Annotated in this window: 23 protein-coding genes and 1 tRNA gene; 13 read left to right on the forward strand and 11 right to left on the reverse strand. The window is 73.9% G+C overall.

What is annotated here, in order from left to right; translation table 11 throughout:
• Positions 1–61 precede the first annotated feature (61 nt).
• Complete coding sequence (locus tag WME83_RS37140; protein WP_437314438.1) at positions 62–589, reverse strand: hypothetical protein; 528 nt, start codon at positions 587–589, stop codon at positions 62–64.
• A gap of 108 nt (positions 590–697) precedes the next feature.
• Positions 698–1,600: a hypothetical protein gene (locus WME83_RS37145; RefSeq protein ID WP_437314439.1), complete on the reverse strand. Its 903-nt coding sequence runs from the start codon at positions 1,598–1,600 to the stop codon at positions 698–700.
• Between the two features lie 221 nt (positions 1,601–1,821).
• Between WME83_RS37145 and WME83_RS37150 the strand changes: the two genes are divergently transcribed.
• Positions 1,822–3,093: a DUF418 domain-containing protein gene (locus tag WME83_RS37150; protein WP_437314440.1), complete on the forward strand. Its 1,272-nt coding sequence runs from the start codon at positions 1,822–1,824 to the stop codon at positions 3,091–3,093.
• 84 nt (positions 3,094–3,177) lie between these two features.
• Here the strand turns inward: WME83_RS37150 and WME83_RS37155 are convergent, their stop codons facing one another.
• The 4 genes from WME83_RS37155 to WME83_RS37170 all read right to left on the reverse strand — a co-directional run bounded on the left by WME83_RS37155 (position 3,178) and on the right by WME83_RS37170 (position 8,954).
• Positions 3,178–3,876 (reverse strand): DUF4230 domain-containing protein, encoded by a 699-nt coding sequence (locus WME83_RS37155; protein ID WP_437314441.1) that lies wholly within the window; start codon positions 3,874–3,876, stop codon positions 3,178–3,180.
• Between the two features lie 194 nt (positions 3,877–4,070).
• Complete coding sequence (locus tag WME83_RS37160) at positions 4,071–5,414, reverse strand: hypothetical protein (RefSeq protein WP_437314442.1); 1,344 nt, start codon at positions 5,412–5,414, stop codon at positions 4,071–4,073.
• Positions 5,415–5,515: 101 nt separating this feature from the next.
• Positions 5,516–7,849: a transglycosylase SLT domain-containing protein gene (locus tag WME83_RS37165; protein ID WP_437314443.1), complete on the reverse strand. Its 2,334-nt coding sequence runs from the start codon at positions 7,847–7,849 to the stop codon at positions 5,516–5,518.
• 121 nt (positions 7,850–7,970) lie between these two features.
• A complete protein-coding gene (locus tag WME83_RS37170) occupies positions 7,971–8,954 on the reverse strand; it encodes a hypothetical protein (protein WP_437314444.1) in 984 nt (327 codons plus the stop codon).
• 316 nt (positions 8,955–9,270) lie between these two features.
• On the opposite strand from WME83_RS37170, the gene WME83_RS37175 reads away from it, so the two are divergent.
• A complete protein-coding gene (locus WME83_RS37175) occupies positions 9,271–10,359 on the forward strand; it encodes a hypothetical protein (RefSeq protein ID WP_437314445.1) in 1,089 nt (362 codons plus the stop codon).
• Positions 10,360–10,404: 45 nt separating this feature from the next.
• Here the strand turns inward: WME83_RS37175 and WME83_RS37180 are convergent, their stop codons facing one another.
• Positions 10,405–11,853: an MXAN_5187 C-terminal domain-containing protein gene (locus WME83_RS37180; RefSeq protein WP_437314446.1), complete on the reverse strand. Its 1,449-nt coding sequence runs from the start codon at positions 11,851–11,853 to the stop codon at positions 10,405–10,407.
• Between the two features lie 81 nt (positions 11,854–11,934).
• On the opposite strand from WME83_RS37180, the gene WME83_RS37185 reads away from it, so the two are divergent.
• From WME83_RS37185 to WME83_RS37195, 3 genes are all read left to right on the forward strand, one after another.
• The gene (locus tag WME83_RS37185) at positions 11,935–13,026 is read left to right on the forward strand and encodes a histone deacetylase family protein (RefSeq protein WP_437314447.1); all 1,092 of its coding nucleotides are present in this window, start codon (positions 11,935–11,937) and stop codon (positions 13,024–13,026) included.
• 188 nt (positions 13,027–13,214) lie between these two features.
• Positions 13,215–13,290: transfer RNA gene (locus WME83_RS37190), tRNA-His, on the forward strand.
• A gap of 689 nt (positions 13,291–13,979) precedes the next feature.
• Positions 13,980–15,362 carry a hypothetical protein gene (locus WME83_RS37195; RefSeq protein WP_437314448.1) on the forward strand — a complete coding sequence of 461 codons (1,383 nt, stop codon included), beginning with the start codon at positions 13,980–13,982 and terminating at the stop codon, positions 15,360–15,362.
• Between the two features lie 82 nt (positions 15,363–15,444).
• Here WME83_RS37195 and WME83_RS37200 read toward each other — a convergent pair whose 3' ends face one another.
• The gene (locus WME83_RS37200; RefSeq protein ID WP_020739319.1) at positions 15,445–15,714 is read right to left on the reverse strand and encodes a hypothetical protein; all 270 of its coding nucleotides are present in this window, start codon (positions 15,712–15,714) and stop codon (positions 15,445–15,447) included.
• Between the two features lie 425 nt (positions 15,715–16,139).
• Between WME83_RS37200 and WME83_RS37205 the strand changes: the two genes are divergently transcribed.
• Positions 16,140–16,643 (forward strand): response regulator, encoded by a 504-nt coding sequence (locus WME83_RS37205; RefSeq protein ID WP_020739320.1) that lies wholly within the window; start codon positions 16,140–16,142, stop codon positions 16,641–16,643.
• A 68-nt stretch (positions 16,644–16,711) separates the two neighbouring features.
• Positions 16,712–17,233 carry a YqaA family protein gene (locus tag WME83_RS37210; RefSeq protein ID WP_437314449.1) on the forward strand — a complete coding sequence of 174 codons (522 nt, stop codon included), beginning with the start codon at positions 16,712–16,714 and terminating at the stop codon, positions 17,231–17,233.
• 18 nt (positions 17,234–17,251) lie between these two features.
• Here the strand turns inward: WME83_RS37210 and WME83_RS37215 are convergent, their stop codons facing one another.
• Positions 17,252–17,890, reverse strand: a complete 639-nt coding sequence (locus WME83_RS37215; RefSeq protein WP_437314450.1) for a hypothetical protein — start codon at positions 17,888–17,890, stop codon at positions 17,252–17,254.
• 323 nt (positions 17,891–18,213) lie between these two features.
• On the opposite strand from WME83_RS37215, the gene WME83_RS37220 reads away from it, so the two are divergent.
• The 4 genes from WME83_RS37220 (at position 18,214) to WME83_RS37235 (ending at position 22,061) form a co-directional block, all read left to right on the forward strand.
• Positions 18,214–19,125 carry a hypothetical protein gene (locus WME83_RS37220; protein WP_437314451.1) on the forward strand — a complete coding sequence of 304 codons (912 nt, stop codon included), beginning with the start codon at positions 18,214–18,216 and terminating at the stop codon, positions 19,123–19,125.
• 6 nt (positions 19,126–19,131) lie between these two features.
• Positions 19,132–20,010, forward strand: coding sequence for a protein kinase domain-containing protein (locus WME83_RS37225; RefSeq protein WP_437314452.1), 879 nt, complete (start codon positions 19,132–19,134; stop codon positions 20,008–20,010).
• Between the two features lie 144 nt (positions 20,011–20,154).
• A complete protein-coding gene (locus WME83_RS37230; RefSeq protein ID WP_437314453.1) occupies positions 20,155–21,345 on the forward strand; it encodes a cystathionine gamma-synthase in 1,191 nt (396 codons plus the stop codon).
• Between the two features lie 143 nt (positions 21,346–21,488).
• On the forward strand, positions 21,489–22,061 hold the full coding sequence (locus tag WME83_RS37235) for a hypothetical protein (RefSeq protein WP_437314454.1): 573 nt from the start codon (positions 21,489–21,491) through the stop codon (positions 22,059–22,061).
• Between the two features lie 103 nt (positions 22,062–22,164).
• Here WME83_RS37235 and WME83_RS37240 read toward each other — a convergent pair whose 3' ends face one another.
• Both WME83_RS37240 and frr read right to left on the reverse strand, forming a co-directional pair.
• A complete protein-coding gene (locus WME83_RS37240; RefSeq protein ID WP_236644138.1) occupies positions 22,165–23,028 on the reverse strand; it encodes a Stp1/IreP family PP2C-type Ser/Thr phosphatase in 864 nt (287 codons plus the stop codon).
• Positions 23,029–23,518: 490 nt separating this feature from the next.
• Positions 23,519–24,076, reverse strand: a complete 558-nt coding sequence (frr, locus tag WME83_RS37245) for a ribosome recycling factor (protein WP_437314455.1) — start codon at positions 24,074–24,076, stop codon at positions 23,519–23,521.
• Positions 24,077–24,423: 347 nt separating this feature from the next.
• On the opposite strand from frr, the gene WME83_RS37250 reads away from it, so the two are divergent.
• Both WME83_RS37250 and WME83_RS37255 read left to right on the forward strand, forming a co-directional pair.
• Positions 24,424–25,899, forward strand: coding sequence for a sigma-54-dependent transcriptional regulator (locus WME83_RS37250; RefSeq protein WP_437314456.1), 1,476 nt, complete (start codon positions 24,424–24,426; stop codon positions 25,897–25,899).
• Positions 25,900–25,986: 87 nt separating this feature from the next.
• On the forward strand, positions 25,987–26,463 hold the full coding sequence (locus WME83_RS37255) for a peroxiredoxin (protein WP_437314457.1): 477 nt from the start codon (positions 25,987–25,989) through the stop codon (positions 26,461–26,463).
• Positions 26,464–26,485 lie beyond the last annotated feature (22 nt).

A 26,485-nucleotide genomic window follows, 5' to 3' on the forward strand; every position in this document is an offset into this window, starting at 1 on the left:
TAACGACCCTTCATCCATGCATTGCCCGCTGGCTCGCGCCGCGCAGAGCCGCCGCGGCGCGCTACTTCACGTTCAGCGTGGCGCTGGCCGAGCGACAGACGGGCTCGCAGCCAGGGCCGTTGGGGCGCGACTCGACGTAGGATGGGGAGAAGTCTGCCTCGGCCAGGGACGCGCCGTCGCGCGAGATCTCGACGGTGACCTGCCCGGGAGCGGAGCTCATCTGGATCTCGGAGAACCCGTGCGCGCTCGGCGGCAACGCGCAGCCGGACTCGCCGATGAGCAGGCTCGGGCCGCTGCACGCGAGCGCCCGGCCCGCCGCGCAGTCCGGCAGCGGCAGCTTTCCTTCGCAGGTGGTGGTCTCGCCGTCGGCGGTGATCACGAAGCGATACGCACCGGCAGGCCAGGGCGCTTCGGACGCGAGCCGGATGGTAAAGCCGTTGACGCACCCGATCTGGGTGCAGTCCCGGGCCGGGGGCGGCTCGCCGGCGGCGGAGGGAGCGTCGGGAGACGGGGTCTCTGCTGCACACGCAGCGATGATCCCCAGAACGATCAAGACCAGGGGCGATGCGCTGGCGCTCCTCATCCTCATGGTCCGAGCAACGCGCTCGTCGCCCAGCAGCTTACACCCGGAAGGCGATCGCCACGAGCCCTGCGCGCATGCAGCGGTCGCGCGCGAGCGCTCCGACGGGCGGACGGGCTAATGGGGCACGTCGGTCGGCGCGCACGTCGAGACGCCCGCGCCGATGACCGGGGTCAGGAGCACGGGCATCACGAGCTCCGGCGGGGCCTGGGAGTCAGGGTCCAGGCGATAAACGAAGGACGAGAGCGCGTCCTCGTCGTTGGTCACGAAGAACCAGAAGTCGCCCCCCCACGTCGCGAACGCCCAGCTGGAGCCGATGGTCACGCCGGGCAGCGCTCTCTCCGAGAGCGTGGCGCCGGTGAGCTTGTCGAACTCGCTGACGGACGACACCCCCGCCGGCTGCTTGACGAACCCGAAGAGACGGCCGTCGCCCGTGCCCGTCAGGTCCGCGTTGGCGCCCGCGCCCTGGCCGAGCGGGAGGACCGCGTGCGACCGCCTGTCGAAGACGCCGAGCGTCCGGGCGGGGTTCTCCCCGTCCGTGTCATTGAAGAAGACCGCGTCTCGCACATAAAGGGTCTCCTGGTCGGGGCCGTCGTCGGCGGCGAACGCCATGCCGAAATTGCGGAACGGTGCCCCGTCTTCCACCTTGTAGGGCGTGACTTCGCAGCGACCCGTGGCGATGTCGACCCGGCTCACCGACCCGTTCCAGTCGACGATCCAGGCGACGCCGTTCCGGTCGACGGCCATCGAGAACGGGCCGCCATCGCCGCACCCCAGCCTGCCGATGCGATGGAGCTCCAGGTTGGCGGGATGGAACGAAAAGAGCTCCTGGTAGGGCGAGACGAGATAGATGTGGTGCGTCACATCCGAGCACGGGCCGGCGGAGCTTCCCGGCGGCGGATCCCAGCCGCTCTCGTCGCGAGCGCTCCCCCCGTCGCCGACATGCCCGATTGCGCCGAACGGGCCAGCTTCCCCCGCGCTCCCGTCCTCCCCGTGGCTCCCATCGACGGGGTGGTCCAAGGTGGTGCCTTGCGCACACGCGGCGAGCGAGACGACGAGGGTGCCTACGGAAATCAGAGGCCGGACGGTACGCAGCATGGTCGCCCCCTGGGACGAGGTTCGCGGGTGCGAATGGGTGGCGACACGCGCGGGGCGCCATTTAGAAAAATGAACCTTCGAAGCCATCCGCTACGGCTGCAATCGCGGAGTTCTGTCCACCTCGGCCTGATCATCCGGCGACGATGACGGCGACCAGGCGGGCCGACGCCGAGCCGGCGAGGGCGAAGGCGACAGGGGCGGCGCCGACAGCCGCTGCCGAGCGCATTCCGGCGCTCGACGTGCTGCGTGGCTTCGCGCTCTACGGAGTGCTCCTCGCCAACGCGGTGCCATGGTTCAGCGGGCGCGCCTTCATGACGCGCGACCAGCTCATCGCGCAGCGGGGCCCGGCCGACGAGGTGTTCCTCGTCCTGCTCAACGTCTTCGTCGACGGAAAGGCGATGACGCTGCTGACCTTCCTGTTCGGTCTCGGGTTCGCGCTGCAGCTCCAGCGCGCCGAGGCAGACGGGCGCAGCGTGCTCCCGACACACTTCCGGAGGCTCGCGGCGCTGGCGCTCATCGGTGTCTGCCATGTGCTGCTGCTCTGGTGGGGGGATATCCTGTGGGGGTACGCGATCGCAGGCGTGGGCCTCGCGCTCTTCCGACGCGTGCGGGGCGCGAAGCTCCTCGCGTGGGCGGCGGCGCTCACGCTCGTGCCGCAGCTCGTCGCCTCGATCCCTGCCGTCTCGGCGATCATCGCGCACGTCACGCCAGAGCCGCCCGACCTCGCGGCGTTCAAGGCGCAGGTGTTCGCGGCGATCACCGGGCATGACCGCGGCGCGCTCGTCGAGATCCACGTGAAGCAGGCTTACTACCACGTGGGGCGGATCTGGCTGTGGTACGTCGCGTGGGTCCTCGGGCGGTACCTCGTCGGCTATTGGGCCGGAACGACCAGGCTGCTCCAGGACGCCGGCGAGCGCCTCCCCTTCTTCCGCAAGCTCCTCGCCTGGGGCCTCGCGCTGGGCATCGCGGGCTCCTCGCTCATGGCCGGGCGCCGCGTCCTCCAGCGCCACGGCGTCGCCGTCCCGGAGTCCGTCGGGGTCGCGCTCGTCATCCCCTCCGAGCTCGGGGCGATGGCGCTCGCGAGCGCGTACGCGGCCGCCGTCGTCCTGCTGATGCAGAAGCCCGCCTGGCGCCGCGCCTTGATGCGCATCGCCCCGGTCGGGCAGATGGCCCTGACGAGCTACCTCCTTCAGAGCCTCATCTGCACATTCCTCTTCTATGGCTGGGGTCTCGGGCTGGCCGGACGGCTCCGCCCGGTCCACATCGCCCCGATCACGGTCGCCGTCTTCGTGCTGGAGGTGCTGCTCGCGCGCGCATGGCTGTCGCGCTTCCGCTTCGGGCCGGCGGAGTGGCTCTGGCGGTCGTTGACGTACGGTCGCCTTCAGCCGCTCCGCATCACCGCAGCTTCGAGGTGAAGGTGGTTCACGCTCGCTGCGTGGGCTCCGCCCGCTGCCGTCGGGCCGAAGCTCCGGTCCAGCCCGAACGCCCGCCGCGCCGCGTCAGTCTCCGCCGACGCCGACCTCGCGCCAGCGGATCTCCACCCGCTTCGCGCCGAGCTGGGTCGCGAGCGCCGTGATCTGCCGCTCGGCCTGCGCCCTCGCGCGCGCCATCACGTTCCCCTCGAGCGCGGCCTTCTCGATCGCCTCGGTCGCCTCCTTGCGCGCCCGCGACTCGAGCTGCTCGTTCCGCCGCGCGAGCAGGCTCGTCTTGCGCGTGTAGACGTACGTCGCATCCTCGTCGAGCCGCGTCGAGAAGACCTCGGGCGCCGGCAGCGTGAGCCGCGCGACCCCGGTCTCCGCATCCATCGCGATGTCGCCCTCGCCGAGCCGCGCGAGATCGACGCCGATGGTGACGTGCCCCACCGCGACGAGCAGGAGGGCGTCGGTGGCCTGCACCAGGCCGAACAGGCGGCTCTGCCGGTCGGCCAGATCCACGACCTTCTCGACGTGGACCTCGGTGGTCTCGAGCCGCGAAAGGTCGCGGATCGCGATGAGGAGCGCGGGGGTCGGCCGCGCGACGATGGTGCTCGCGGGCGCGGGCGCGCGGAGGCGCGGCGCCACGACGAGCGCGCCGAACCCGACCGACGCGAGCAGCCCGACCGCGAGCAGCGCGATCCGCGCGGCGCGGCCGGCCTGCGCGCGGGGGCGCGGCGCGTGCGCTGCGACCGAAGCGTAGGGGTCCTGGAGCGGGCCTTCCATCGGGGGTACCTCGGAGGACCGCAGGCGCGCAGGCGCCCGCGGCAGCTCGGCTGGGCACAGCCTAGAAGAGCCGCGCGTCCTTCGGGAGAGAGTTCTGAGAACCGGAAGGCCGGAAGGCGAGAAGAATCGACCCGGCCCGCTGGCCCGACGAGCGGCGCGCCCCTCCGGAGCAGCCGCGCGCGGCCGGCGTCACGTCACGCGGCCGGCGTCGCGCACCGCGGCGCGTCCAGGCGCGGCCGCGCCGCCGAGGACGACAGCGCCTGCTCGAGCATCCCGTCGTCCACGTCGCCCTCGGCCGCCTGCTCGATGGCGAGCCGCACGTCGCGGTTCGCGCAGCCCTCGGCCGCGATCCGCAGCCGCTCCACCGTCTGGGTATCGCGCGACGACGAGAGCGCGAGCGCGGCGCCGATGCGGAGCTCGGCCGGCGCGCCGCCGTCCTCGAGCACCGCGAACGCCTGCTCCCGCGTGAGCTTCGCCGTGCGGTAATCGGCGCCGGCCTCGCTCACGAGCCGGCGCAGCGCCGCCCGCCAGGCCGGCGCGGTCAGGCCTCGGCGCTCGAGGAGCGCGCCCGCCCGCCCCACCTCGCGCGCGCCGCGCCCGCTCCGCTCGCGCAACAGCTCGAGCAGGTGCTCGCGGCGCCGCTCGGCGAGCACCATGCTGAGCCCCGTCTCGCTGGGATCGCGCAGCAGCTGCGGCGGCACGAGCGTCAGCGGCAGCCCCTCGCCCCCCGTGAGCACGAGCTCGACCCCGAGCGCGGTCTCGTCGACCCGCTCGATGGATCCGAACGAGACGAAGCGCTCGCCGGCCTCGTCCCGGAGCGAGAGCCCGTCGCTGCCCGCCACGAGCACGCGGCGCGCCGAGCCCTCCCGGAGCAGCGCCGCGAGCACCCACGCCGCGGCGCCCGTGATGACGCCCAGCGAGAGCGCCAGGTCGAAATCGAGCACCGACCAGCAGATCAGCGACACGAGCGTCGCCACGCCGACGAACAGCCGGCGCCGGAGCGGCCGCGGCGCGTCGTCGTAGAGCCGGGCGCTCCACGTGCCCCGCGCCCGCCCGGCGGCGATCGCGCCGAGCAGCCGCTCCGCGTCGACCGGGTCGTCGACGCGCACGCGGATGACGTCGCCGTCGTCGGTCCTCAGGGCGACCTCGCCGCCGGAGCTCGAGAGCCCCGCGCGCGTGAGCGAGAGCAGCGGGAACGACCGGCGATCGCCGGGGCGCTCGATCCACAGCGCGTTGCTCACCCGGACGACCGCCGCGCCGGACGAGCCCACCGCCGCGCAGAGCCACGCGATCGGCGTGTACAGGAGGCACGCGAGGCAGAGCAGCGCGAGCAGCGACCCGAGCAGCACGAACGGCATCAGGAGCACCATCGCGAGCCGGCCGGCGATGGGCTCGACGAGCGAGGCCACCGAGAAGACGACCAGCAGCCACGCGAGCGCCGAGGTGAGCAGCCGGCCGACGAAGCGCGCGTCCGCGTAGGGCTGGATGAGCACCCCGCAGCGCTTGAACACGCCGTCGCTGCCAGCGGTTCCTGCCACCCCATCACGGTGAGCGCACCCGGCCTCGAGTTCAAGCGCACAGCGCAATTTCAGCGCAGGAAGAACTCCGACGCCGCCGCGGCGCGGCCGCCCTCACGCCCTCAGTACGCGTCGGCCGGGGCGCGCGCGTCCGCGGGGAGCGTCAGCGGGAGCATCTCCACGGCCGCGTCCCCGCCGTCCAGCCACTGATACCGCGCCAGGTTCGCGAGGACGCGCCCCACATAGGTGCGCGTCTCGTCGTAGGGGATCCGCGCCACCCACACGTCGGTGTCCCGGTCGATCTTCCCCTCGAGCCAGTGCGACACGGCCTTGGGGCCGGCGTTGTACGCCGCGGTCGCGAGCGGCAGGCTCCCGTCGAACGTCCGCAGCAGCTTGCCGATGTAGAAGCCGCCGAGGCGCAGGTTGAGCGGCGCGCTCTTGAGCTGCCCGAGCTCGAACCCGAGCGAGAGCTCGCTCGCCGCCTTCCGCGCGGTCGCCGGCATGAGCTGCATCAGCCCGACCGCGCTCGCGGGGCTCACCACGACGGGATCGAACGCGCTCTCCTGCCGCATGAGCGCGTGGACCAGGCCCTTCGGCAGCCCGTGCTGCGCCTCGAGCGCGCGCACCTCGCCGGCGTACGGCTCCGGATAGACGCACTCCCACGTCCAGCGATCGGCCTCCGACGGCGCGCGCTGGAGCGCCGCGGCGGAAACCGCCTGCGTGCCCACGCGGTAACGGCGCTTCGCCGGCGAGAGCATGCCGTACATCCTGCAGAGCGCCTCGCTCTCCTGCCCCTCGTAGGCCGCCGTCGCCTCGCGCTCGTTCTCGGCGAGGTAGCTCTCCGCGTCGCCGTCGAGCCCCATCGACGCGAGCAGCGCCGCGGCCGGCGGCAGCTTCACCTCCACCGGCCGCGCGTCCCGGAGCGACGCCGGGACGAGCAGCGGCGGCATGGGCGCGCCCACCGCCGCGAGGCGCGAGCGCGCGAGCAGCGCGCCCCACGAGAGCGGCTGCTCCTTCATCACCTCCGTCCAGAGCCGCACCGCGCCGTCGCGATCGCCGCCGCGCAGCGCCGCGAGCCCCGCGAGCTCGCGCAGCCGCGCCGCGTCGGCCGGGCGCGCGCCGCGCGCGAGCTGCTCCAGCGGCTTCCGCGCGCGGGCCGCGCCGCTCGTCGAGAGCATCGCGAGCGACCGCTCGTAGAGCGCGTCGTCGCGCCGCTCGCTCCGCGGGTAGGCGTCGATGAACCGGCCGTACTGCGCGACCGCCTCCGCGTAGCGGCCGACCTGCATGAGGAGCCGCGCCGCGAGCAGGCTCGAGAGCTCGCCCCAGCGGGTCCTCCGGAACTTGCGCGCGACCGCGAGGTGCCGCTCGATCGCCTCGGCCTCGCGGTGGAGCCGGGAGAGCGAGCGCGCGGCGAGGTGCAGCTGCTCCGCCTGGCGCGCCGACGGCGAGGCCGCGACCTTGAGGAACGCCTCGGCCGCGCCCGCGTAGTCGCGCGCCTGGTACAGCGCCGTGGCCCTGCGGTGGTGGAGCTCCGACGCGGGCACGCCCGAGAGCTTGTCGAGCTCGGCGATCGCCTCGGCCGCGCTGCCCCCGGCGACCATGGCGTCGACCTTCTGGAGCCGGTCCTCCGGCGAGAGCGGCCCCGGCATCTCGGCGAGGAGCGCCGCGGCCTCGCGCCCGTCGGGCGACGACGGCGCGCTCTTCACGATCCACCGGAGGTCGGCGAGCGCGAGCGCCGCCGCCGCGGCCTTAACGCCGCCCTTGTCCCCCGATCGCTCGGCGGCGTCGCGCACGCCGAGCTGGACCCTCGCCCGCGCGAGCCGCGCCGCGGCCTCGTCGCGCGACCGCCGCGCGCGCTGCGCCGCGACCACCGCCCGATCGGCGAGCGCGCGGGCCTTCTGGAGATCGCCGCCCTTCATCGAGGCGATCGCCGCGCGCGCGAGGCCGGGCGCGCTGCCCGTGCCCTCGAAGTACGCCGCCGCCGCGAGGAACGGCCCCACCTCGAACGCCGCCTCCGCGCGGTAGCGCGAGACCTCGCGGGCGAGCAGCGGCAGCTCCTGCTCGAGGCCGTGGAGCAGCTCCACGGCCTTGCCGTGATCGCCGAGCTCGAACGCGACGCGCGCCCGCGCGTACTTCATCGCCGGCATCGCCCGCTGCTCCGTCGGCAGGGCGTCGAGCCGCTCCGCCGCCTCGGCCCAGCGCTCGAGCCGCACGGCCTCGACCCACGCGCCGAGGGCCAGGGGCGGCGCGAGCGGCGGGACGGCGGCGGCGGCCGCGGCCGCCGCGGCGAGCGGCGCGTCCAAGGGCGCGGCGCGCGCGGTGCTCTGCGACGGCGGCGGCCCGGACGCGTGGGGCTCGGCGCACGCGGCGAGCGAGGCGCCGAGGAGGCACGCGGCGGCCAGCCCGCGGCGCGCTCCCCGCGCAGACGGCTTCGGTGGCGACGGAGCCCGTTTCATAGCCGACCCGGCGCGGTGGACGACCCGAACGCAGCGCGCCGTGAGGACCGGGCTCCGCGGGCCGAAGGCCCCCGCGCGCAGGCCGCTCGAACCGCAGCGCTCGCGCTGCCGACCCCTTTAGCTAGCAAGCTTCCGCGCCAGGTCGCAAACAAAGTGTCGGGGCCGACGCGATCCACCGCTTTCCGATCTCGACGTCCTCCTCGAACAGGAAGGCCGCGACCTCGTCGAGCGAGCCGGCGCGGTTCGGCGGCGCACCGAGGCGGAGCGCCGCGGCCTTGCCGAACGCGGCGACCACCGGGTGCGGCGAGCTCGCGAGCCGCAGGAGCTCGGGAACGAGCTCCGTGGCCCCGAGCACAGCCGCGAGGATCGCCGCGAGCGGCCGCGGGTCGGCGGGGCAGTCGTAGCTCCACGACAGCGCCGAGCGCAGCACCGCGACCGTCTCGGGCGCGGCCGCGCGCGCCGCCGCGGTGCGGTAGCCGCCGCCCGGGAGCGCGAGCTGCGCGGCGCCGTGGCTGGTCGCGCAGACGCCGTCCGCCGCCTGCAGCAGCGCCGCGGCGATCGGCTCGGTCACGCCGTCGCCGAGCACGGTCTGACCCTCGATGTCGCCGGCGACGGGCCGCGCCGCCTCCTGCGCGTAGCCCTCGAGGTTGGCGAGGAGCCGCTCGAGGTCCACCGCGCCCGCGGCGCGGCCGGCGAGCACGTCGCGCGCGGTGTGCACCGTCACGAGGCTCGACACGACGGCCGGCGTCCCGCCGCGCATCGTGTGCGAGACGTCGACGCTCACCCGCTTCACGGCGGGCCACCGCAGCACGCGCGGCTCGGTGTCCGGGTCGACGAGGACGCCCCAGGGCACGACGGCCATCGTCACCTCGCGCGCGCCGCGCTGGGCGCGGAGGCGGTGCTCGGCGCGGGCCAGCGCGAGCACGCCGAGCGCGCTCCCCATCGCCATGAGCCCCAGCGAGAGCGTGTGGCTCCCGGCGCTCCACATCGCCGCGGAGGCCCCCGCGAGCCCCGCCGTCCCCGCCGCGGCGAGCGCGCCGGTCGAGCCGGGCTCCGGGTGGAGCCACACGTAGCGGAAATCCGGCGGAGGCAGCTTGCGCAGCACGGTACGACCCCGGACAACGACTCTAGGCCGCCGCGCCACCGCGCGCCACCGGATGCGCGGGCGGCGCCGCGCGCATCCGGCGGCGCGGAGGCGCCGGCGCGCGCGGGATTGCTGGACGAGCGAAGGAATCCGCGCGTGGCGCATGCCACGGCGCGTCGAAGGCGCGCGTCGCGCCGATCGCAGCCCTGCGCCGACCTCCGCGCGCCGACCTCCGCGCGGCCCGCGCCGCCGCGCGTGCGGCGGACGGCCGGCGCGGGCGGCGCAGGTGGGCGCTGCGGCGTTCCGCGCGCGCGGCGCGGTGGTAGCTTCGCGGGCGGTGCTGCTCTCCCGCGTCCGCCTCGCCCACGTCGGTCCGTTCGATGATCTCTCGCTCTCCTTCGAGGACGCCGACGGCGCGCCGCGCCGGCTCGTGGTCCTCTTCGGCGGCGACGGCGTGGGCAAGACCTCGATCCTGTCGGCGATCGCGTCGACGCGGCCCGGGTACGCGGTCGCACAGCTGAAATCGCGCGGCGACGACGGCTCGCCCCCGCTCGTGGTCACCGACTGGATGCTCGGGACGGATGATCCGGCGCGCGCGCACCCGCTGCGCGTCGCGAGCCCGAACGCGCGCCTCGACGAGCCCGAGGACGCGGCGCTGCTGCGGCGGCGGGAGCAGGCGCTCTTCGAGCGGCGCGCGGCCGAGGGGGGCTTCGTCCTCGTGGCGCTCTCGGGCGCGCGCTGGTTCTCCCGCACCGCGATCGTGCTGACGACGCCCGAGCGCAGCATCCTCCGCTACGACGTGCGCGCCGCCGCGAGCTTCGACGACGCGACGCGCACCGATCTCGCGCGCGAGACGAAGCAGGTGCTCTCGTTCGTGCCGGTCGCGGCCGCGATCGCGCGCGACCGCGCGAAGAACAAGCCCGAGGCGCGGCCGGACGCGCGCGCGGACGCGCAGGCAGCGCGGCTCGGCGCGCTCGAGCGCGCGCTCGGGGAGGTGCTCGAGGCGCTGCTCGAGGGCCACGACGCGACGTACGTGGGCGTCGATCCGCTGCGGCTCGAGCCGATCTTCGAGCGCGCGGACGGCCAGCGCGTCGACTTCGACGATCTCGGGCGGAGCGCGCGGCACACCATCGCGTTCGGCGCGCTGGCGCTCCGCGCGCTCGCGTCCGCCCACCCGACCGGCGATCCGCGGCTCGCCGAGGGGGTGGTCCTGATCGACGACATCGAGGCGCAGCAGCCGGCGCACCGGCAGCGCTCGCTCGCCGCTCGCCTGCGCGCGGCGCTCCCCAACGTGCAGTGGATCGTCACGACGTCGTCGCCGGCGTTCGCGCTCGGCTGCGACCTCTCCGACGTGATCGCCCTCCGCCGCGAGCCCTCGTCGGGGCGCGTCGAGCCGCACGAGGGCCCGGACGCCGTGCTGCACTGAGGGGCCGCGGCGCGCCGCTCGGCCCCCGGGCGCGCGCGCCGCGCGTCAGGCGAGCGGCACGGCGAGGAGCACGACCTCCTTGCCGCGCACCTCGATCTTGTAGCGCATCGGCTTGCCGTGCTTCCGCCCGAGCTCCTGCTCGCTCGCCTTGAGGCGGGCGACGAACGCGTCGCGGGTGATGTGATCCACCGGGTCGCCGAGCGACCGCTTCGCCGCGATGTACTCGGCGAAGATGCGCGCGTAGTAGGCGTCCTCCGGCTCCTCGAGGAGCGCCTTGGCGTCGGCCGGGATCTCGCCGGGGGACAGCGCGGCCATCCGCTCGTCGACCTCGAGGGCGTCCCGGAACGACGCCGACGTGGGCGCGCGCGACGGGCGCCCCTCGGCGTCGGTCTCGTCCTCCTGCACGCCGAGCAGCTGGTTCAGGAGCGAGTTCAGCCGGAACACGAGCCCGCCGAGCTCGGCGTGCTCGATCCCGAACCGGAGGTCGGTCCGGCCGTTCATGATCGCGAGCAGGCCGTCCTCGATCTCGGACACCGGCTGCGAGATGTACGCGTCCAGGAAGTAGGCGGCGATCACGACGAGCACGAGCCCGAGCGCGGTGACGCCGAGCATCGGCCAGAGCAGCGAGCTCGCGAGCCCCGGCGTCCGGATCTGCGCGATGCTGAGGAGCACCGCCCGCCGCCCGTCGCCGTAGCCTTCGAGCGCGTGCCCGACGGCGCCGTACTCGCCGGACAGCCCGCCGATGTCGACCGCCCTCCCGGAGCTCAGCGCGTGGAGCGCGCTGTCCTTCGCCGGCGACGCCGTGAGCGCCGCGACGAGCTGCGGGGGGGTGTCGCGCGACTTCGCGACGACGTCGAGCCCGTCGCCCGACTGCATCGCGACCACGAGGAGCCGCCCGCTCGTGCGCTCGCTCGCGTTGGTCAGCCGCTCGTCGTTCAGCGCGGTGCCCACCGCGACGGCGCCGATGATCTGCCCGGCGTCGCTGCGGATCGGCGCGTAGGACGCGAGCAGCTGCTCGTTGCGCGCCCGGCTCACCCACACGTCCGAGCCGGTCACCCCCTGCTCGATGGCGCGCTTCAGCGACGGGTAGACGGCGCCGAGGTTGTCCCCGCGCATGAGCGCGGAGCCGTTCCGTCCGAGCACCACGCCCTTCGTGTCCACCAGGACCACGAGGGAGGGCGGGGTCCTGCCGAGCTCGGGCGAGGCGGCGACCGCCTCCCGGATCGCGTTGGCGGCGCTGGTGGCCGCCTCGGCGCGGGCCGGGGCGGTGCCGGCGTTGAACGGCTCGCGCAGCTTCGGGTCGCTCGCGTGGGAGGCGAGCCACCGCTCCAGCACGAGGCCGTCCACCTGGAGCTGCGCCATGGCGGCCGCGAGCGCGCGCGACGCCTCGCCGGGCCGCCCCATCTCCGCGAGGGAGGCGCGCGTGAGGGCGTACGAGAGCCCTCCGACCATGAGGACAATCACGGCGAAGACTGCGATGATCTTTCCGCGCATCCTGCGTCTCCACTCCTTCTTTCGGGGGCTCAGGGCAAGCTACCATCCGCTGCGGCGCTGCTACAACTCTCCACCCAGCTCATGGTGCACTTGAATCACCCGCACTCCGAAGCCCCGCGCCTCTACGTCGTCGACGACGCGCTGTTCGAGCAACACCGCGCGCGCGGCGCGCACCCCGAGCGCCCGGAGCGGCTCGAGGCCGCCCGCCGCGCGATCGAGCGCTGCGCCGCGGCGGGCCTCTCGATCGAGCGCGTCGCGGCGCGCGACGCCACCGAGGACGAGCTCGCCCGGGTCCACGCGCCCCGGTACCTCGAGTCGCTGGATCGGGTCAGCGGGCACTACGCGGCGCTCGATCCCGACACGTACGTCGTCCCGCGCTCGGTCGACGCGGCGAGGCGGGGCGCCGGCGCCGCGGTGGCGCTGGTCGAGGCGGTGCTCGCCGGCCCCGGTCGGCTCGGCGTCGCGCTGCTGCGCCCGCCCGGCCACCACGCGACGCGCGAGGCGGGCATGGGCTTCTGCCTCCTGAACAACGTCGCCGTGGCGGCGAGGGCCGCGCTGAGCAGCGGGCTGTCGCGGGTGGCGGTGATCGACTTCGACGTGCACCACGGCAACGGCACGCAGGACATCTTCTGGGACGACCCGCGGGTGCTGTTCTGCTCGCTGCACCAGTGGCCGTTCTACCCGGGCACCGGCTCCGCCGAGGAGATCGGCGGCGGCGAGGGCGCCGGCTACACGGTGAACGTGCCGCTCTCCGACGGGGCGACGGACCCGGTCTACGAGGCGGCGTTCGACGAGCTCGTCCTGCCGGTGCTCGACGAGTACGCGCCCGAGCTCATCCTGGTCTCGGCGGGGTTCGACGCCCACGAGCGCGATCCGCTCGCGGCGATGAAGCTGTCGCGCTCGGCCTACGCGGCGATGGGCCGCCGGCTCGCGGCGATGGCGGCCGCGAAGGCGGGGGGGCGGCTCGCCGTCTTCCTGGAGGGCGGCTACGACCTGGCCGCGATCGAGAGCTCGCTCGCCGCCGCGCTGATCGCCGCCTCCGGCCGCGAGGCGGACGAGCCGGCGGGCGCGTCGGGGCCGCCGCCCGCGCAGCGCGCGCCGATCTCGACGCGCCACCGCGCGGACCTCGACCGCGCCCGCCGGGTGGCGCTGCGCCGGTGGGCGACGCTCTGAGGGCGGCGGCCCGCGGGACCGCCCGGCACGGGCGGCGCGGGCCGCCGGCGCGCCGGGGGGAGGCCGGGAGTAAGCCCGGAGCAGCCCGAAACAAAAAAAGAGCGACGCGCCGTGCGTTTACCCGATTGCACTCTGCGCGGAGCTGAGTATTCTGCCAGGCCTTCGCAGCCCCCGGGCCGCGAAGAACGGTGGGTATAGCTCAGTTGGTAGAGCACTGGATTGTGGCTCCAGTTGTCGCGGGTTCGAATCCCGTTACTCACCCCAGGTAGGACAAGCCCGAGGCCGCCCAGCAAGCGACGGGCGCCCCGGAGGCCGATCGCCCCACGACGGAGCAGCAGACCGCCGAGGCGGGCCTGCCGGGCTCCTCGCCCGAGCGCCGCGGCATCGTTCGCGGCGCCTCCCGAACGACGAGGCGCGGCGCCCGGCGAGCGACCGCCGGACGAGCGCGGCGCCTCCAGCAAAGCCCGCGCAGCGGCTCGCCCGGCGACCCGCCGGCCCCCGACGCGGCATGCCCGCGGGAACGACACGCGCGATCTCCGCGCGCTGCCTTCTTCCTCCTACCCGGAGCCGCGGCCCACCCTCTCTCGGCTGCCCCACGCGAGCGCGATGCGCGCCCCGGTCCGAGCGCGCGACGCGCTCCACGCCGTCGCCCTCGATGAGCGCGTTCGCGCATCCCCTCATGAGCGCGCTCGCACGTCGTCTCATCGGCGCGTCGAGCGCCACCTCATGAGCGCGCTCGCACGTCACGTCACGAGCGCGTCGTGCGGCATTTCATGAGCGCGTCGCGCGGGGCTCCGCACATCGCTCGATTCAATAAGTGCTCTTCGCGAGCCCCGGAGACATCGATTCATGGATATCCATCCATCGCGGTGAGCCTTTATCCCAGCTCCCGGAGACAGCAAGTCTCGCCGCTGTAACCGGTTCGCCACAGTGCCCGCATAGCGTCCGCGCGCATGAAAACAACGCTCCCTCGGAGCCGCGCGCTGGCCGCGCGGCTCATCTCCGCCGTTTTTCTCGCGATCGGCGCGTCCGGGCTCGCGGCGTGCGCCGCCCCGGCGGACGACGTCGCGGATCCTGCCGAGCTGCCGGCCCCCGGCGCCGTCGATGTCGTCCAGCCCCTCAAGATGTCCGAGCGCGCCCGCGTGCCCGAGAAGGAGCCGGGGTTCGTCGCCGCGGAGCTCGGGGAGCGCGAGCTCGTCATCACCCACGACGGCAGCCTGCCGCCGTTCGCCGCGGGCGACGTGCTCGGCGGCACGCAGGGAGGCGGCTACCTCGCCCGCGTCGTGCGCGTCCGCGCGCTCGACGCGGCGCGGGTCGCGCTCGAGACGACGCCCGCCGACCTCACGGAGTTCATCACCGAAGGGCACGTCCACGTCCACTACGACGCGCGCGAGTACGCGCAGGCCATCGACGATCACCTCGCGCGCGCCCGCGAGCTCGGCCTGGAGGGCGACGAGCCGATCGCGCGCCAGGCGGAGGCCCTGAAGATCGCGTCCGGCGCCTCCTTGAAGCTCTTCGAGCTCTCCTCGGCCTCTCTCCCGGCCTCGTGCGGGGTCACCGCGCACGGGACGGCGGCGCTCGACGTCACGGCCGAGCTCTCGCCGGTGCTCGACCTCGAGGTCCACGTCGGCCCGCGCGGCGGGATCAACCCGGTCCCGGAGCTGAAGCAGCTCCGCTTCGTCGCCTCGGGCAGGCTCGACGTGAGCGCCACGCTCCAGGGCGCCGGCACGGTCACGGGGAGCTGCTCGGTCGATCTCCTCGAGCTCGCCGGGGGCGTCCCGAGCATACCGCTGCCGACGCTGACGTTCTGGGTGGGGCCCGTGCCCATCGTCGTCACGACGAACGTCGTGCCGAGGGCGACGGCCGACGTGGGGCTGTCGTTCACGGCCGCCGAGGTGACGGCCGAGGCGCAGACGACCGCCGAGATCGAGGCCGGGGTCGACTACAAGAACGGGAAGTGGCGCACGATCTGGGAGCCCTCGTGCTCGGCCTCGGGGACGGCCTCGATCGGGGCGCCCGGCGCGATCACGGCGTCCGGCAAGGTGAGCGCCGGCGCGGAGCTCCGGTCGCGCCTGTACGGCATCCTCGGCCCGAACGTGGGAGTCCAGGCGTACGCGCGCGTCAGCGCGGAGACCGGGCCGCCCTACTGCTCGTACGACGCGCGGGTCGACGGCGGCGTGCGCGCCTACGCCGAGGCGGAAGCCGGCGTGTCGGTCGGCCCGCTGAACCTGACGTTCAAGCGCCTCGATCTCGTCGATCTCGATCTCCTGCGCTTCGACGCGCCGCTCGCCTCGGGCAAGCTCCGCGACGCGCCCGAGTGCGACGCGGAGCCGTGATCGCGCCGGCCGTCATCGCGCCGGCCTCCCGGCCGGGAGGCGCGGCGCGCCCCGCCTCCCGCGGCCCGCGCGCCCGCCGGGCTCAGGGGTCCGCGCACGCCACGTAATCGCACGACGCCTCGTTCACGCACTCCTCGGTTCGCTCCACGAGGCCCTCTCCCTCGATGCCGAGGCACGCGGTCTCACAGCTCGTCTTGCTCGGCGGCGGGTCCCCTTGCTCTTCCGCGCAGAGGATGCGGTGCTTGCAGAGCTCACTGCACGCGTGCAAGTTGTCTTCGTCCTTGCACCCCGCGGCAAAGAGGCCGAGAGCGGCGATGACGAGGGGGATCGATCGGAGTCCTGCGTTCTTCATGGGCAGCTCATCTCGGTTGTGGGGCTCTCCCCGGCGAGCGACCCGCTGCCGACCGGCAGACCGGGTCAGCGCACGAGAAGGCGAGCGCGCGATCCGGCCGGATCGCGGCGCGTTGCAAACGGCCTGCAGGCCTCACCATGAGGCCGCGCCTCGGCGCCCAGCATAGACGAATCCCAGGCCGCCGCCCACGGCGCGGCCGCCCGCGGCACGACCCCGCGCGCCGGAGCCACGCCCGCGGCGCGCTGTCTCCCGCTGCGCGGCGCGCTGTCTCCCGCTGCGCGCCGCTGTCTCCTGCGCGCCGCGCGCCGAGCTCGACGCGCAGGAGACGACGCGCCGGCCGAGCGCGCCGCCGCGCTGGCTCGATGCGCAGGGCGTGGTACATTGTGTCATGGGCGTCCCGACGCGCCCTCCACGATCCACGCCGAATGCCCTCCAAGGAATCCGATACCCTGCTCGGGGCCGATCCAGCCCAGCGGCCGGATCGTGAGAAGCCCGAGTCCACGCGGCTTCCTCTCGTGCTCGTCGTCGACGAGGACAGGGGCCTCTGGCAGCCGCTCGGCGCCCTCCTCTCGGAGCGATATCGCCTCGTCGTGTGCGCCTCGGCCCTGGACGGGGTCGCCGCGTTCACCGAGGACACCTGCGCCGTGATCATCGATGTGCGGATGTCGGGGCAGGACGGCTTCTGGGTCTGCGACCAGATCCGCAAGGTGCAGCCCGAAGTGCCCGTGATCTTCTATTCGGCGGTTCAGGACGAGCAGGACTCGTTCGAGGTCATCAACGCGCACCGGCCGTTCGCGTACGTCGACAAGCACGGCGACGCGCAGCGGCTCCTCGACGCCCTCGAGAAGGCGACGCGGATCTTCCAGAGCACGCTCCGCAGCAGGCGGATCATCGAGCGGCTCCAGCGCCGCCGGCAGGAGGCGGTCTGAGCCAGCAAGCGAGCGAGGCGCGCCCGCGCGAGGACCGGCGAGATCTGTGGCGCACGCTGGTCCAGCTGGTGCTCAGCCTGGCCGCGCTCTTCGGCCTCATCGCGCTGGCGGCGCACCTCGCGCGCGACCAGCTCGACGCGCTCGGCCGCGGGTTCGTGGAGCGCTTCGGCCTCGCCGGCATGTTCGTCGGGACCTACCTCGCCGACGCGTTCTCGTTCCCGATCCCGCCGCAGTTCTACATGCTGACGGCGATCACCTCGGGCGGCTCGCAGGTCGCGCCCATGATCGCGATCTCGGCGGCCTCGCTCCTCGCCGGCTGCACGGGATACCGGCTCGCAGCCCACCTCGCGCGCTTCCGCATCTTCGCGGCGCGCCTCGAGCGGACGCGGCCCAAGATCGATCGGCTGTTCGACCGTTACGGGTACTGGGCCATCGCCATCGGGAGCGTCTCGCCGGTCCCCTTCTCGATGCTCTGCTACCTGTCGGGGCTGTACCGGATCCCGCCGCGGTACTTCTTCACCATGGTGCTGTTCCGGGTGCCTCGCCTCCTCATCTTCTACGCGCTCATCCGGATGGGATGGAGCCAGTGAAGCCGGAGGCGTGAGCCCCTACCTGGGGCTGTCCGCCTCCTCGGACGGGTTCACCCGGACGCGCTCCAGGATCTGGTCGACCATGCCGAGATCGATCCCGGAGCGCTCCACGACGTTCCTGGAGAACAGCCGAGTCGCCTCCTTCGCGAGCTCCTCGTCCGGGAGGAACGGCCGCGCGGGCGACCGCGGCGCCGGCAGGCCGATCTCCTTCTCGAGCTCGGAGATCGCCCGGATCATCTCCTGGTAGCAGGCGGAGGCGATCTGCACGGAGAACGGGAACACCTGGACATTGCCGCGGCCGGCGCGCACGGCGTGCAGCGTCGCGGCGGCCTGCTCGGCGAACTGCCGACTCCCGAACGCGTTGGCCATCTGCGCGTACATCGCGATGGACTCCTGGTCCGCCGCGAGGTCCTCCTCCCGCGTGCGCGGCGCCCCGGACGCGGGCGCCGACGACCACCGGACGATCATCCGCGCGTAGTCGTCGAGCGCGCGCCGCTGGAGGGCCAGCCGCTCCAGGAGCGCCTCCCGCCGCTGTCGCTGGAGCTCCGCCTTCTCCTCGTGCTCGGCCCGGCGCCCCGCGCTGAGATCTGCCGATCTGCGCGCGACGTAAGCGCCGATAAAGAGGGCGACGCCGTTGCTAACAGCGATGAAGAGCATCTCCAAAATCTTGGGATCCATGCCGTTCTCAAGACTTCTATCACGTTCGCGATGAGCGCAGAGATATGCCGCATGACGCGGAGAAAAGTTGGCCGCCGCCCTCCCCCCGTGCAGGTGCGTGGCCATCCCACAGGCCGCCGCACGCGCGGCGTCGGCGACGCCCGCCGGCGAGCTCGCCGCGCGATCGCGCCCCGCTCCGCCGCGGCGCGCTCCGCGGGCACGCGCCGCGCGTCGTCGGCGCCGCGCCGCGCGGATCGCCGACGACGCGCGGCGCGGCGCGACGCCGGCGGCGATGCGCGCGACCGGCGTGATACGATGTTCGCATGACCGGCTCACTCGACGCAGGCGCGGGCCCGCACCTCGCCGGGCTGGAGGGCCCGCTGCGCGAGGCGCTGGAGAGGAGCCTCGCCGACCGGCTCGCTCGCTGCCCCGGGGCGGAGCTCAACCTGGACAACGCGTTCTGGGGCGCCCCCGAGCCCCGCGACCTCGGCGAGGCGCTCACCCGGTTCGGGCCGTCGTGCGTCAACGTGGTGGCGCGCATCTTCGAGCGCATCCGCGATATCGACCCTACGCTCGGGCTGTGGGCGCAGATCAGGTATCTGCGCAACGTGTGGGTCGGCGGGAGCGCGGGATTCAAAGCGGTCTACGCCGAGCCGGCGGCGATGCGCGAGCGCCTCGACGGCCAGCTCGCCGGGGCGGGCGGCCGCCGCATGGCGCGCGACACGATCCTCGGCGGGATCGAGCACCAGCGAGGCCCGCTGCTCGGCGCCCTCGCCGCGAGCATGGGCTCGCTGCTCCGGGGCGGCGAGCCGCTCGACGCGGACAGCTGGCGCGAGGTGCACCGGCCCGATGAGGAGGCGGTGCACATCTGCGTGGGCAAGCGCGAGCCGCGGCTGCCGGAGCTCGACGACATCCACCTCGACTGGAGGTCGCCGGTCGTGGGCGTCGACGAGGCGACCCGCCGCTGCCGGTACGGCCTCTTCATCAGCGTGGTCCACTGGGCGCAGGCGCGGTTCGGGCTGGGCAACCCGGTGTTCCCCTTCCAGCGCATCGACGATCGGGTCGCCGCCCTCTCCGGCCGGGGCGACGCGCCTGCGCGCTGGGCCGATTTCGTGGCGCGCTGGCGCGAGGCGCGGTGGGCGCTCGCGGTGCGCGGCAAGGGCGGCGCGGAGGAGGCGCTGCGGTGGCTCCGCGAGTGCGACGAGGCGGCCCCGGCGCCGGGAGGGGGCGGCTGAGGGCCCATGCCCTACCCCGCTCCCGACGGCACCGAGCTGGTCGAGCACCTCGGCGCGGGCGCCACCTTCGACGTGGCGCTGGTCCGGCTCGGAGTCCCCTCGCGCGGGCCTACGCTCGGCCCCTCGCTCGTATTCGTATGCAAGCGCCTCGCCCCCGGCGCCCTCCACGCGCACGCCGGGCGCGCCGCCATCGTCCGCGAGGCGAAGGCGCTCTCCCTCGCCCGGCACCCGGCCCTGCCCGCGCTCGCGCGCGTCGGCGCCGATCGCCATGGCCCCTTCCTCCTCGAGAGCCGGCGCGAGGGCGCCTCGCTCCGCGACGTGCTCGACGGATGGCGCGGCCGCGGCCGTCCGCCGCCCGCGTCGCTCGTCGCCCACGTCGTCCGCACCGCCATCGAGACCCTCGCCGAGCTCCAGGAGCTCGAGGACGCCGCGGGCCCGATCGGCTTCGTCCACGGCGATCTCGGCCCCGATCACGTGCTGCTCGGTCCGCTCGGCGACATCGGCCTCGTCGACCTCGGCGCCGCGCGGTTCCGCGGCATGGATCCCGATCTCGAGACCGCCGACCGTGGCACCCTCCCGTTCGTCGCCCCCGAGATCGCCCGCGGCGAATCGCCGCCGACCGCGCGCGGCGACGTCTATGCCATGACCGCGACCCTCGTCGCCTTCGCCACCGGCGCGCCGCTCACGCGCGCGCGCGAGCAGGCCGCGATGCTGGTCGAGATCGGCGAGTCGGGCCTCCGCCTCGACGCGCTCGCCGCCGCGGGCGCGCTCTCGCCGGGGCAGCGCCGGGCGCTCGCCCGCGCCCTCGACCGCGATCCGGAGCGGCGCGTCGAGAGCGCGCGGGCGCTGCTCGACGCCTTCGACGCGGCCTCCCCGCGCGGCTAGCGACGCGGCCTCTCCGCGCGCCGGCGACGCGGTTTCCCCGCGCGGATGGCGCAGGCCGAGGAGCGCGGGCGGCTCGCGCGCGCCCGGCCCTCGCGGGCGCCAAAACCGTGGACGCACGCGGCCCGTGGGATAAGTCTCGACCGCATGAAGCCCCACCTAGGTCACGACAGGCTCGCCCTCGACACGCTCGCCATCCACGCCGGCCAGCCGCCGGATCCGACGAGCGGCGCGGTGATGACGCCGATCGTCCTCGCGAGCACCTTCGCCCAGGAGCGGCCGGGCCAGCACAAGGGGTTCGAGTACTCGCGCAGCGGCAACCCCACCCGCAAGGCGCTCGAGGCGTGCGTCGCCGCGCTCGAGGGCGGTCGCCACGGCTTCGCCTTCGGCAGCGGCTCCGCGGCGACCGCCACGCTGCTCCACACGCTCCGGCCCGGAGATCACGTGCTCTCGGGCGACGACGTCTACGGCGGCACCTTCCGGCTCTTCGACAAGGTCATGCGGCCGATGGGGATCGCCTCGACCTCGGTCGACATGAGCGACCTCGACGTCGTCCGCAAGGCCCTCACCCCGGCCACGCGGATGATCTGGATCGAGACCCCGACGAACCCGATGCTCAAGATCTTCGACATCGCCGGGATCGCGGAGATCGCGCGCGCGCACGGGGCGCTGCTCGTCGTCGACAACACGTTCGCCACGCCGGCGCTCCAGCGGCCGCTCGACCTCGGCGCCCACGTCGTGGCGCACTCGACCACGAAGTACCTGAACGGGCACTCGGACGTGGTCGGCGGCGCGCTCATCACCTCGGAGGACGCGCTCGCCGAGCGGGTCGCGTTCCTGCAGAACGCGATCGGCGCCGTGCCGAGCCCGTTCGATTGCTACCTCGTGCTCCGCGGGATCAAGACCCTCGGCGTGCGCATGCGCCAGCAGTGCGCGTCGGCCGCGCTCATCGCCGGCAAGCTCGCCGAGCACCCCGCCGTCCAGGCCGTGAACTACCCCGGCCTGCCCACGCACGCCGGCCACGCGCTCGCCGCGCGGCAGATGCGCGCGCCCGGCGCGATGATCTCGTTCGTCGTGCGCGGCGGCCTCCCCGTCGCCTCGCGGTTCCTCGAGCGGCTCGCGATCTTCTCCTGCGCCGAGAGCCTCGGCGGCGTCGAGTCGCTCGCCGAGCACCCCGCCATCATGACCCACGCCTCCGTGCCCGCGGCGGCGCGGGAGGCGCTCGGCATCGCCGACGGCCTCCTCCGGCTCTCGGTGGGCCTGGAGGGCAGCGACGACCTCTGGAACGACGTCGCGCAGGCGCTGGAGGACGCGCAGGCGCTGGCGCCCCGCGGGTGATCGCGCGCGCGGGGCGCGGGGGCGCGGCCGCCCGCGCTCGCCGCGCCGTCACGCAGGGCGCGGCCGCCGTTTGATCGAGGGCCCTCGAGTACGATAGAAGCGAGGAGCGGCCTCGGGGCCGCCACCCACCACCGGAGCTTGCCATGAGTCTCGCCCGCCTCGGCTTCGTGCCCGTGCTCGGCCTTCTACCCCTGCTCGGCTTCGGCTGCAGCGACCCGGCGCCGCCCACCCCGCGCGGCGCCTACTCCCTGAACTTCGTCAAACCGGGCGCCAGCTGCAACGTGGGGAACCACCTGGAGGTCCTCGGCGAGGTGAGCGCGGCCCGGCGGCTCCGCATGGTCGCCGACGGCGAGGAGGGCGCCACGGTCGACTGCACCGTGACCGGCTCGGGCTCCTTCGACGTCTCGGCGACGCTGGAGCTCAAGAACAGCACCGCCGCCACGTCGGTCCGCATCAAGATCGTGGACATCAGCCCCACGGCGACGAAGGAGATGCCCGCCAGCGGCAGCATCATCTTCTCGTCGGCGAAGACGAGCGGCACCGCCTTCGTCTCCACGTCCGACGAACAGTGTCAGTTCTGGTTCGACGCGGACAGCGAGCAGGGGGTCGACGCGGGCAAGATCTGGGTCGTCTTCGAGTGCCCGTCCGTGACCGACGGCCAGTACACCTGCGAGATCACGCGGGGCGCCCTCGCCCTCGACAGCTGCGGGAGCTGAGCCGACCGCAGGCGCGGGGGGCTGAGCGCGCGCCCCCCGCGCGTCGGCGCTCCTCGGAGCGCGAGGCCGGGACCGCGCGGGCGCAGGCCGCGCCCCTCGCGCGTCAGCTCTTCTCGGAGCGCGAGGCCGACGCCGCCGGGACCGTCGACCGCTCGCCCATGTTGACCTGCTGCGAGTCGGCGGGCGGGCCGATCGTCGCGCTGTTCGGGAGCTCGGCCTCGTCCTGCTCGTCGATCCGGATCACGAGCGCCGTGATGTTGTCCTCGCCGCCGTTCTCGTTGGCCTTGGCGATGAGGCGGCGGCACATCTCCGGCACCTCCTCGGTCGAGCTCACGATCTGGAGGATCTGATCGTCCGAGAGCATCCCGCTCAGGCCGTCCGAGCAGAGCAGGTAGACGTCGCCGGGCTGCGGCTCGTCGCTGATCAGGTCCACGGCGACGCTGTCGTTCATCCCGAGCGCGCGGGTGATGACGTTGCGCGGGAGCTCGGCCCGCTGCTCCTCGGTGAGCTCGGGCATCGCCATGATGTAGTCGTTGAAGAGCGAGTGATCGCGTGTGAGCTGGCTGATCGAGCCCTTGCGGACGCGGTAGGCGCGGCTGTCGCCGACGTGCCCGACGTAGATGCGGTTCTTCTTCTTCGAGAAGAGCGCCCCCACGACCGTCGTGCCCATCCCGGCGCAGTCGCGCGACCGGATGCTGCGCTCGAAGATCTGGCGGTTGGCGACCCGGATGCCCGCCTGGAGCCGGTTCTCCTCCTCCGACAGGCTGGTGTCGAAGTGGAATGGCCAGGTGGCGTCCTCCCGCGACGTGGACCGGAAGAAGTCCGCGATGGACTCGGTCGCCAGCCTGCTCGCTACGTCCCCCGCGCGGTGGCCCCCCATGCCGTCCGCGACGATGAACAGGTCATACTCCGACAGGACGGCGTAGCTGTCCTCGTTGTGGTCGCGTTGGAGACCAACGTCCGTCATTCCTGAAGCGATCGCTCGCATAACCTCGGGAATCCTTGAGACGGCTCCGGGCCTTTGGCTTCGAGCACCAACCGTTTCATGCTACCGAAAACCTGTCAAGCAGGGCCTCTCGCACCGTAATGGGCGTCTTCAGACGTCCACTCGCCGACCTTCCTGATCCTACCGACTCGGACCGGGGGGACCGCAAGCCTCTTTTTCATTGAACGCTTCATTGTCGGCCCGGGCGTCGGCCCGGCGCCGGCGCGGGCTCACCCCGGGCCCCGCGCCGGCAGGACTGCGACGCACCTCCCGGCCGTCCTCCACGAGGCGCACGAGGCGCACGAGGCGCACGAGGCGCGCGCGGCGCCACCGCTCACGCCGGGCGGCGCCAGGCGACCGCAGACCACGCGCCCCCTCGCCCCCCGCCCCGGGCCCATCCCGCGCTGGCCAGGGACGCCGGATCGCGCGGCCCGACCTTCGCGCTCGGCCGCCGGCGCCGCGGCGGCCCCGCTCACACGTCCAGGATGTCTTTTTCCTTGGTCGCGATCACCGTGTCGACCTGCCTCGTCCCCTCGGCCACCACGTCCTCGACCTTCTTCTTCGACCGGTCGGCCTCGTCGCCGCTGACCTCGCCGTCCTTCTCGAGGGTGTCGATCATCTCGTTGGCGTCTCGACGATGCTTCCGGATGGCAACTTTACAGTCCTCTCCGTTCTTCTTGGTGAGCTTCACCATCTCGCGGCGCCGCTCCTCGGTCAGCGGCGGGATCGGGAGCCGGATGAGATCCGCGTCCACCTGGGGGTTCAAGCCGAGATCGCTCTCCCGGATCGCCTTCTCGATCGCCTTCACCTGGTTCTTCTCCCAGGGCTTGATGGTGATGAGCCGGGGCTCCGGCACGGACACCGTGGCCATCTGCGCGATCGGCGTCGGCACGCCGTAGTAATCGACGCGGATGCCGTCGAGCATGGCCGCGTTGGCGCGCCCGGTGCGCACCTTCGCCAGGTCTCGCCGGAGAGCTTCGATGGCCTTGTCGATCCCTTCGCGCAGCTCCTTGATGATGTCCTCGAGCATGATCCGGCTTCCTCCGTGTGGGGCTCGCACAGCCCGCCCTCTTCGCGGGCGGGCGCGGAGCTTACCGCGTATTTCTGGGCCGGCGGAGAAATCGATCCGCCCCGGCGCCGCCGGCGTCGCGGCCGGACGAACGCTCGCCTCCGTCGGGGCGTGGGCGCCGCGACAGCGGGCGGCAGGACGCCCCCTCTCGGGACGGCGGACGGCAGGACGCCGCCGGCGGGCCGCGGAACGCCGCCGGCGGATCGCGGCAGTCCGCGCGGCAAGGGCCGCGCCGGCGGCCGGGCGGCGCCACCTCCACTGTCACGGTCGCGCCGAGCTGTAGTAACTCTGGGAGGCAGGGCGACCCGATGCGCGATCTGGACTGGAACAGCTTCGACGTCCTCGTCGTCGACGACGAGCAGGACAACCTCGATGCGTTCCGGTTCGCCTTCCGGAAGTCGTTCAAGCTCCATTACGCGCTGGGCGGCGCCGAGGCCCTCTCGCTCCTCGAGCGGCTCGATCCTGCGGTGATCGTCGCGGACCAGCGGATGCCGGGGATGAGCGGTATCGAGTTCCTCAAGCAGGCGAAGGAGCGGCGGCCGGACGCCGCGGGCGTGCTGCTCACCGCGTACGCGGACATGACCGTGCTCATCGACGCGGTCAACTCGGGGGCGGTCGACCGCTACGTCCAGAAGCCGTGGAACTCGAAGGAGCTCGCCGTCGTCCTCCGGCAGGCGATCGCCGGCGTCGCGACCGTCCGGGAGAACCGGCGGCTGCGGGAGCAGCTCGCCCACTACGCCGGCTACCTCGAGCGCGAGCAGCGCGACCCGATCGATTTCGGGGAGATCGCCGGCGAGAGCGAGGCCATGCGCGAGGTCGCCGCCCGGATCGGCGAGGTGGCGAAGGCGGCGACGCACGTGCTGATCGAGGGCGAGGAGGGGGCGGAGAAGGAGGTCGTCGCCCGGGCGATCCACGTGGGCTCCCCGCGCGAGGAGCAGCCGTTCGTCAAGGTGACGTGCGCCGCGTTCCGGGGCGAGGCGCTCGAGCGCGAGCTGTTCGGCTGGCGGCGGGGCGCCTTCGACGGCGCGTTCACCGAGCGAGCCGGCCGGCTCGAGCTCGCCCACCGGGGGACGATCTACCTCGACGAGCCGGCGCCGCTCACGCCCTCGCTCCAGGCGCGGCTGCTCCGCGTGCTCACCGACGGCGAGGTCGAGCGGCTCGGGTCGACCGAGACCACCCGCGTCGACGTGCGCGTCGCGCTGTCGCTCACGCCCGGCATCGAGGAGGCGTGGGCGCGCGCGGGCGTCTTGCCCGAGCTCGTCTCCCGGCTCTCGGTGTTCCCGCTGCGGCTGCCGCCGCTCCGGGAGCGGCGCGAGGACATCCGCGCCCTCGCCGAGCACTTCCTGCGCAAATACGCGCGCCGCAACGCGCGCGCGGCCACGTCGCTCTCGGACGAGGCGATCGCGAAGCTCACGGCCTACGCGTGGCCGGGGAACACGCGCGAGCTGGAGAACGTGGTCGAGCGCGCCGCCATCCTCTCCCGCGGCGACGTGATCCTGCCCGAGCACCTCGCGTTCACCGCGCGCCCCCAGCCGGCCGAGCCGCCCGCCCGGCCGCCGAAGGCCGCGGAGCCGGAGGCGGACGCGGCCGCAAAGCCGCTCGCCGCGCCGGCGTCGTCGCGGCCGAAGCTCGACCTGAGCTCGCAGCTCGACGACATCGAGCGGCGGGAGCTCCTCGCCGCCCTCGAGCGCTGCGGCGGGAACAAGGCCGAGGTCGCGCGCCAGTTCGGCATGCAGCGCACGACCCTCTATTACAGGCTGAAGCGGCTCGGCATCGACACGTGACGTCCTCCTGAAGCTCGCGCGGCTCGCGGCCGGCGCCGCCCCCTCGCCTGTCGACGCGGGCGGCGACTTGCGGCAGATTGCGGCGGCATGCTGAAGGTCGGTGAGCTCGCGCCGGAGATCGACAAGCTGGCCACGGACGGCCAGCGCTTCGTGCTGTCCCGGCAGGGCGGGCTCTGCACGGTCGTGTTCTTCTTCCCGAAGGCGTTCACGCCCGGATGCACCGTGGAGACCCGGCAGTTCCGCGACAACCACGCCGAGCTCGCGCTCGCCGGGGCGAGCCTCGTCGGCATCAGCACCGATGATCACCGGACCCAGTGCCGGTTCGCCGAGTCGCACAAGGTCCCTTTCCCGATGATCGCCGACGACGACCGCAGCGTGTGCCGCGCCTACGGCGTCCTCTGGCCGCTCATCGGCGTCGCCCGGCGGGTCACCTACGTCATCGCGCCCGACCTGCGCGTCGCGGCGGTGTTCCATCACGAGCTCCAGGCCACGAAGCACCGCGACGACGTGCTCGCGTTCGTCGACGAGCGCTTCCGGGCGGCGCGCCCGGGCAACCCTTCCTGACGGCGCGCTCGCCCGCGCGTCG

The organism is Sorangium sp. So ce385 (genome assembly GCF_051474135.1).
GTDB lineage: Bacteria > Myxococcota_A > Polyangia > Polyangiales > Polyangiaceae > Sorangium > Sorangium cellulosum_D.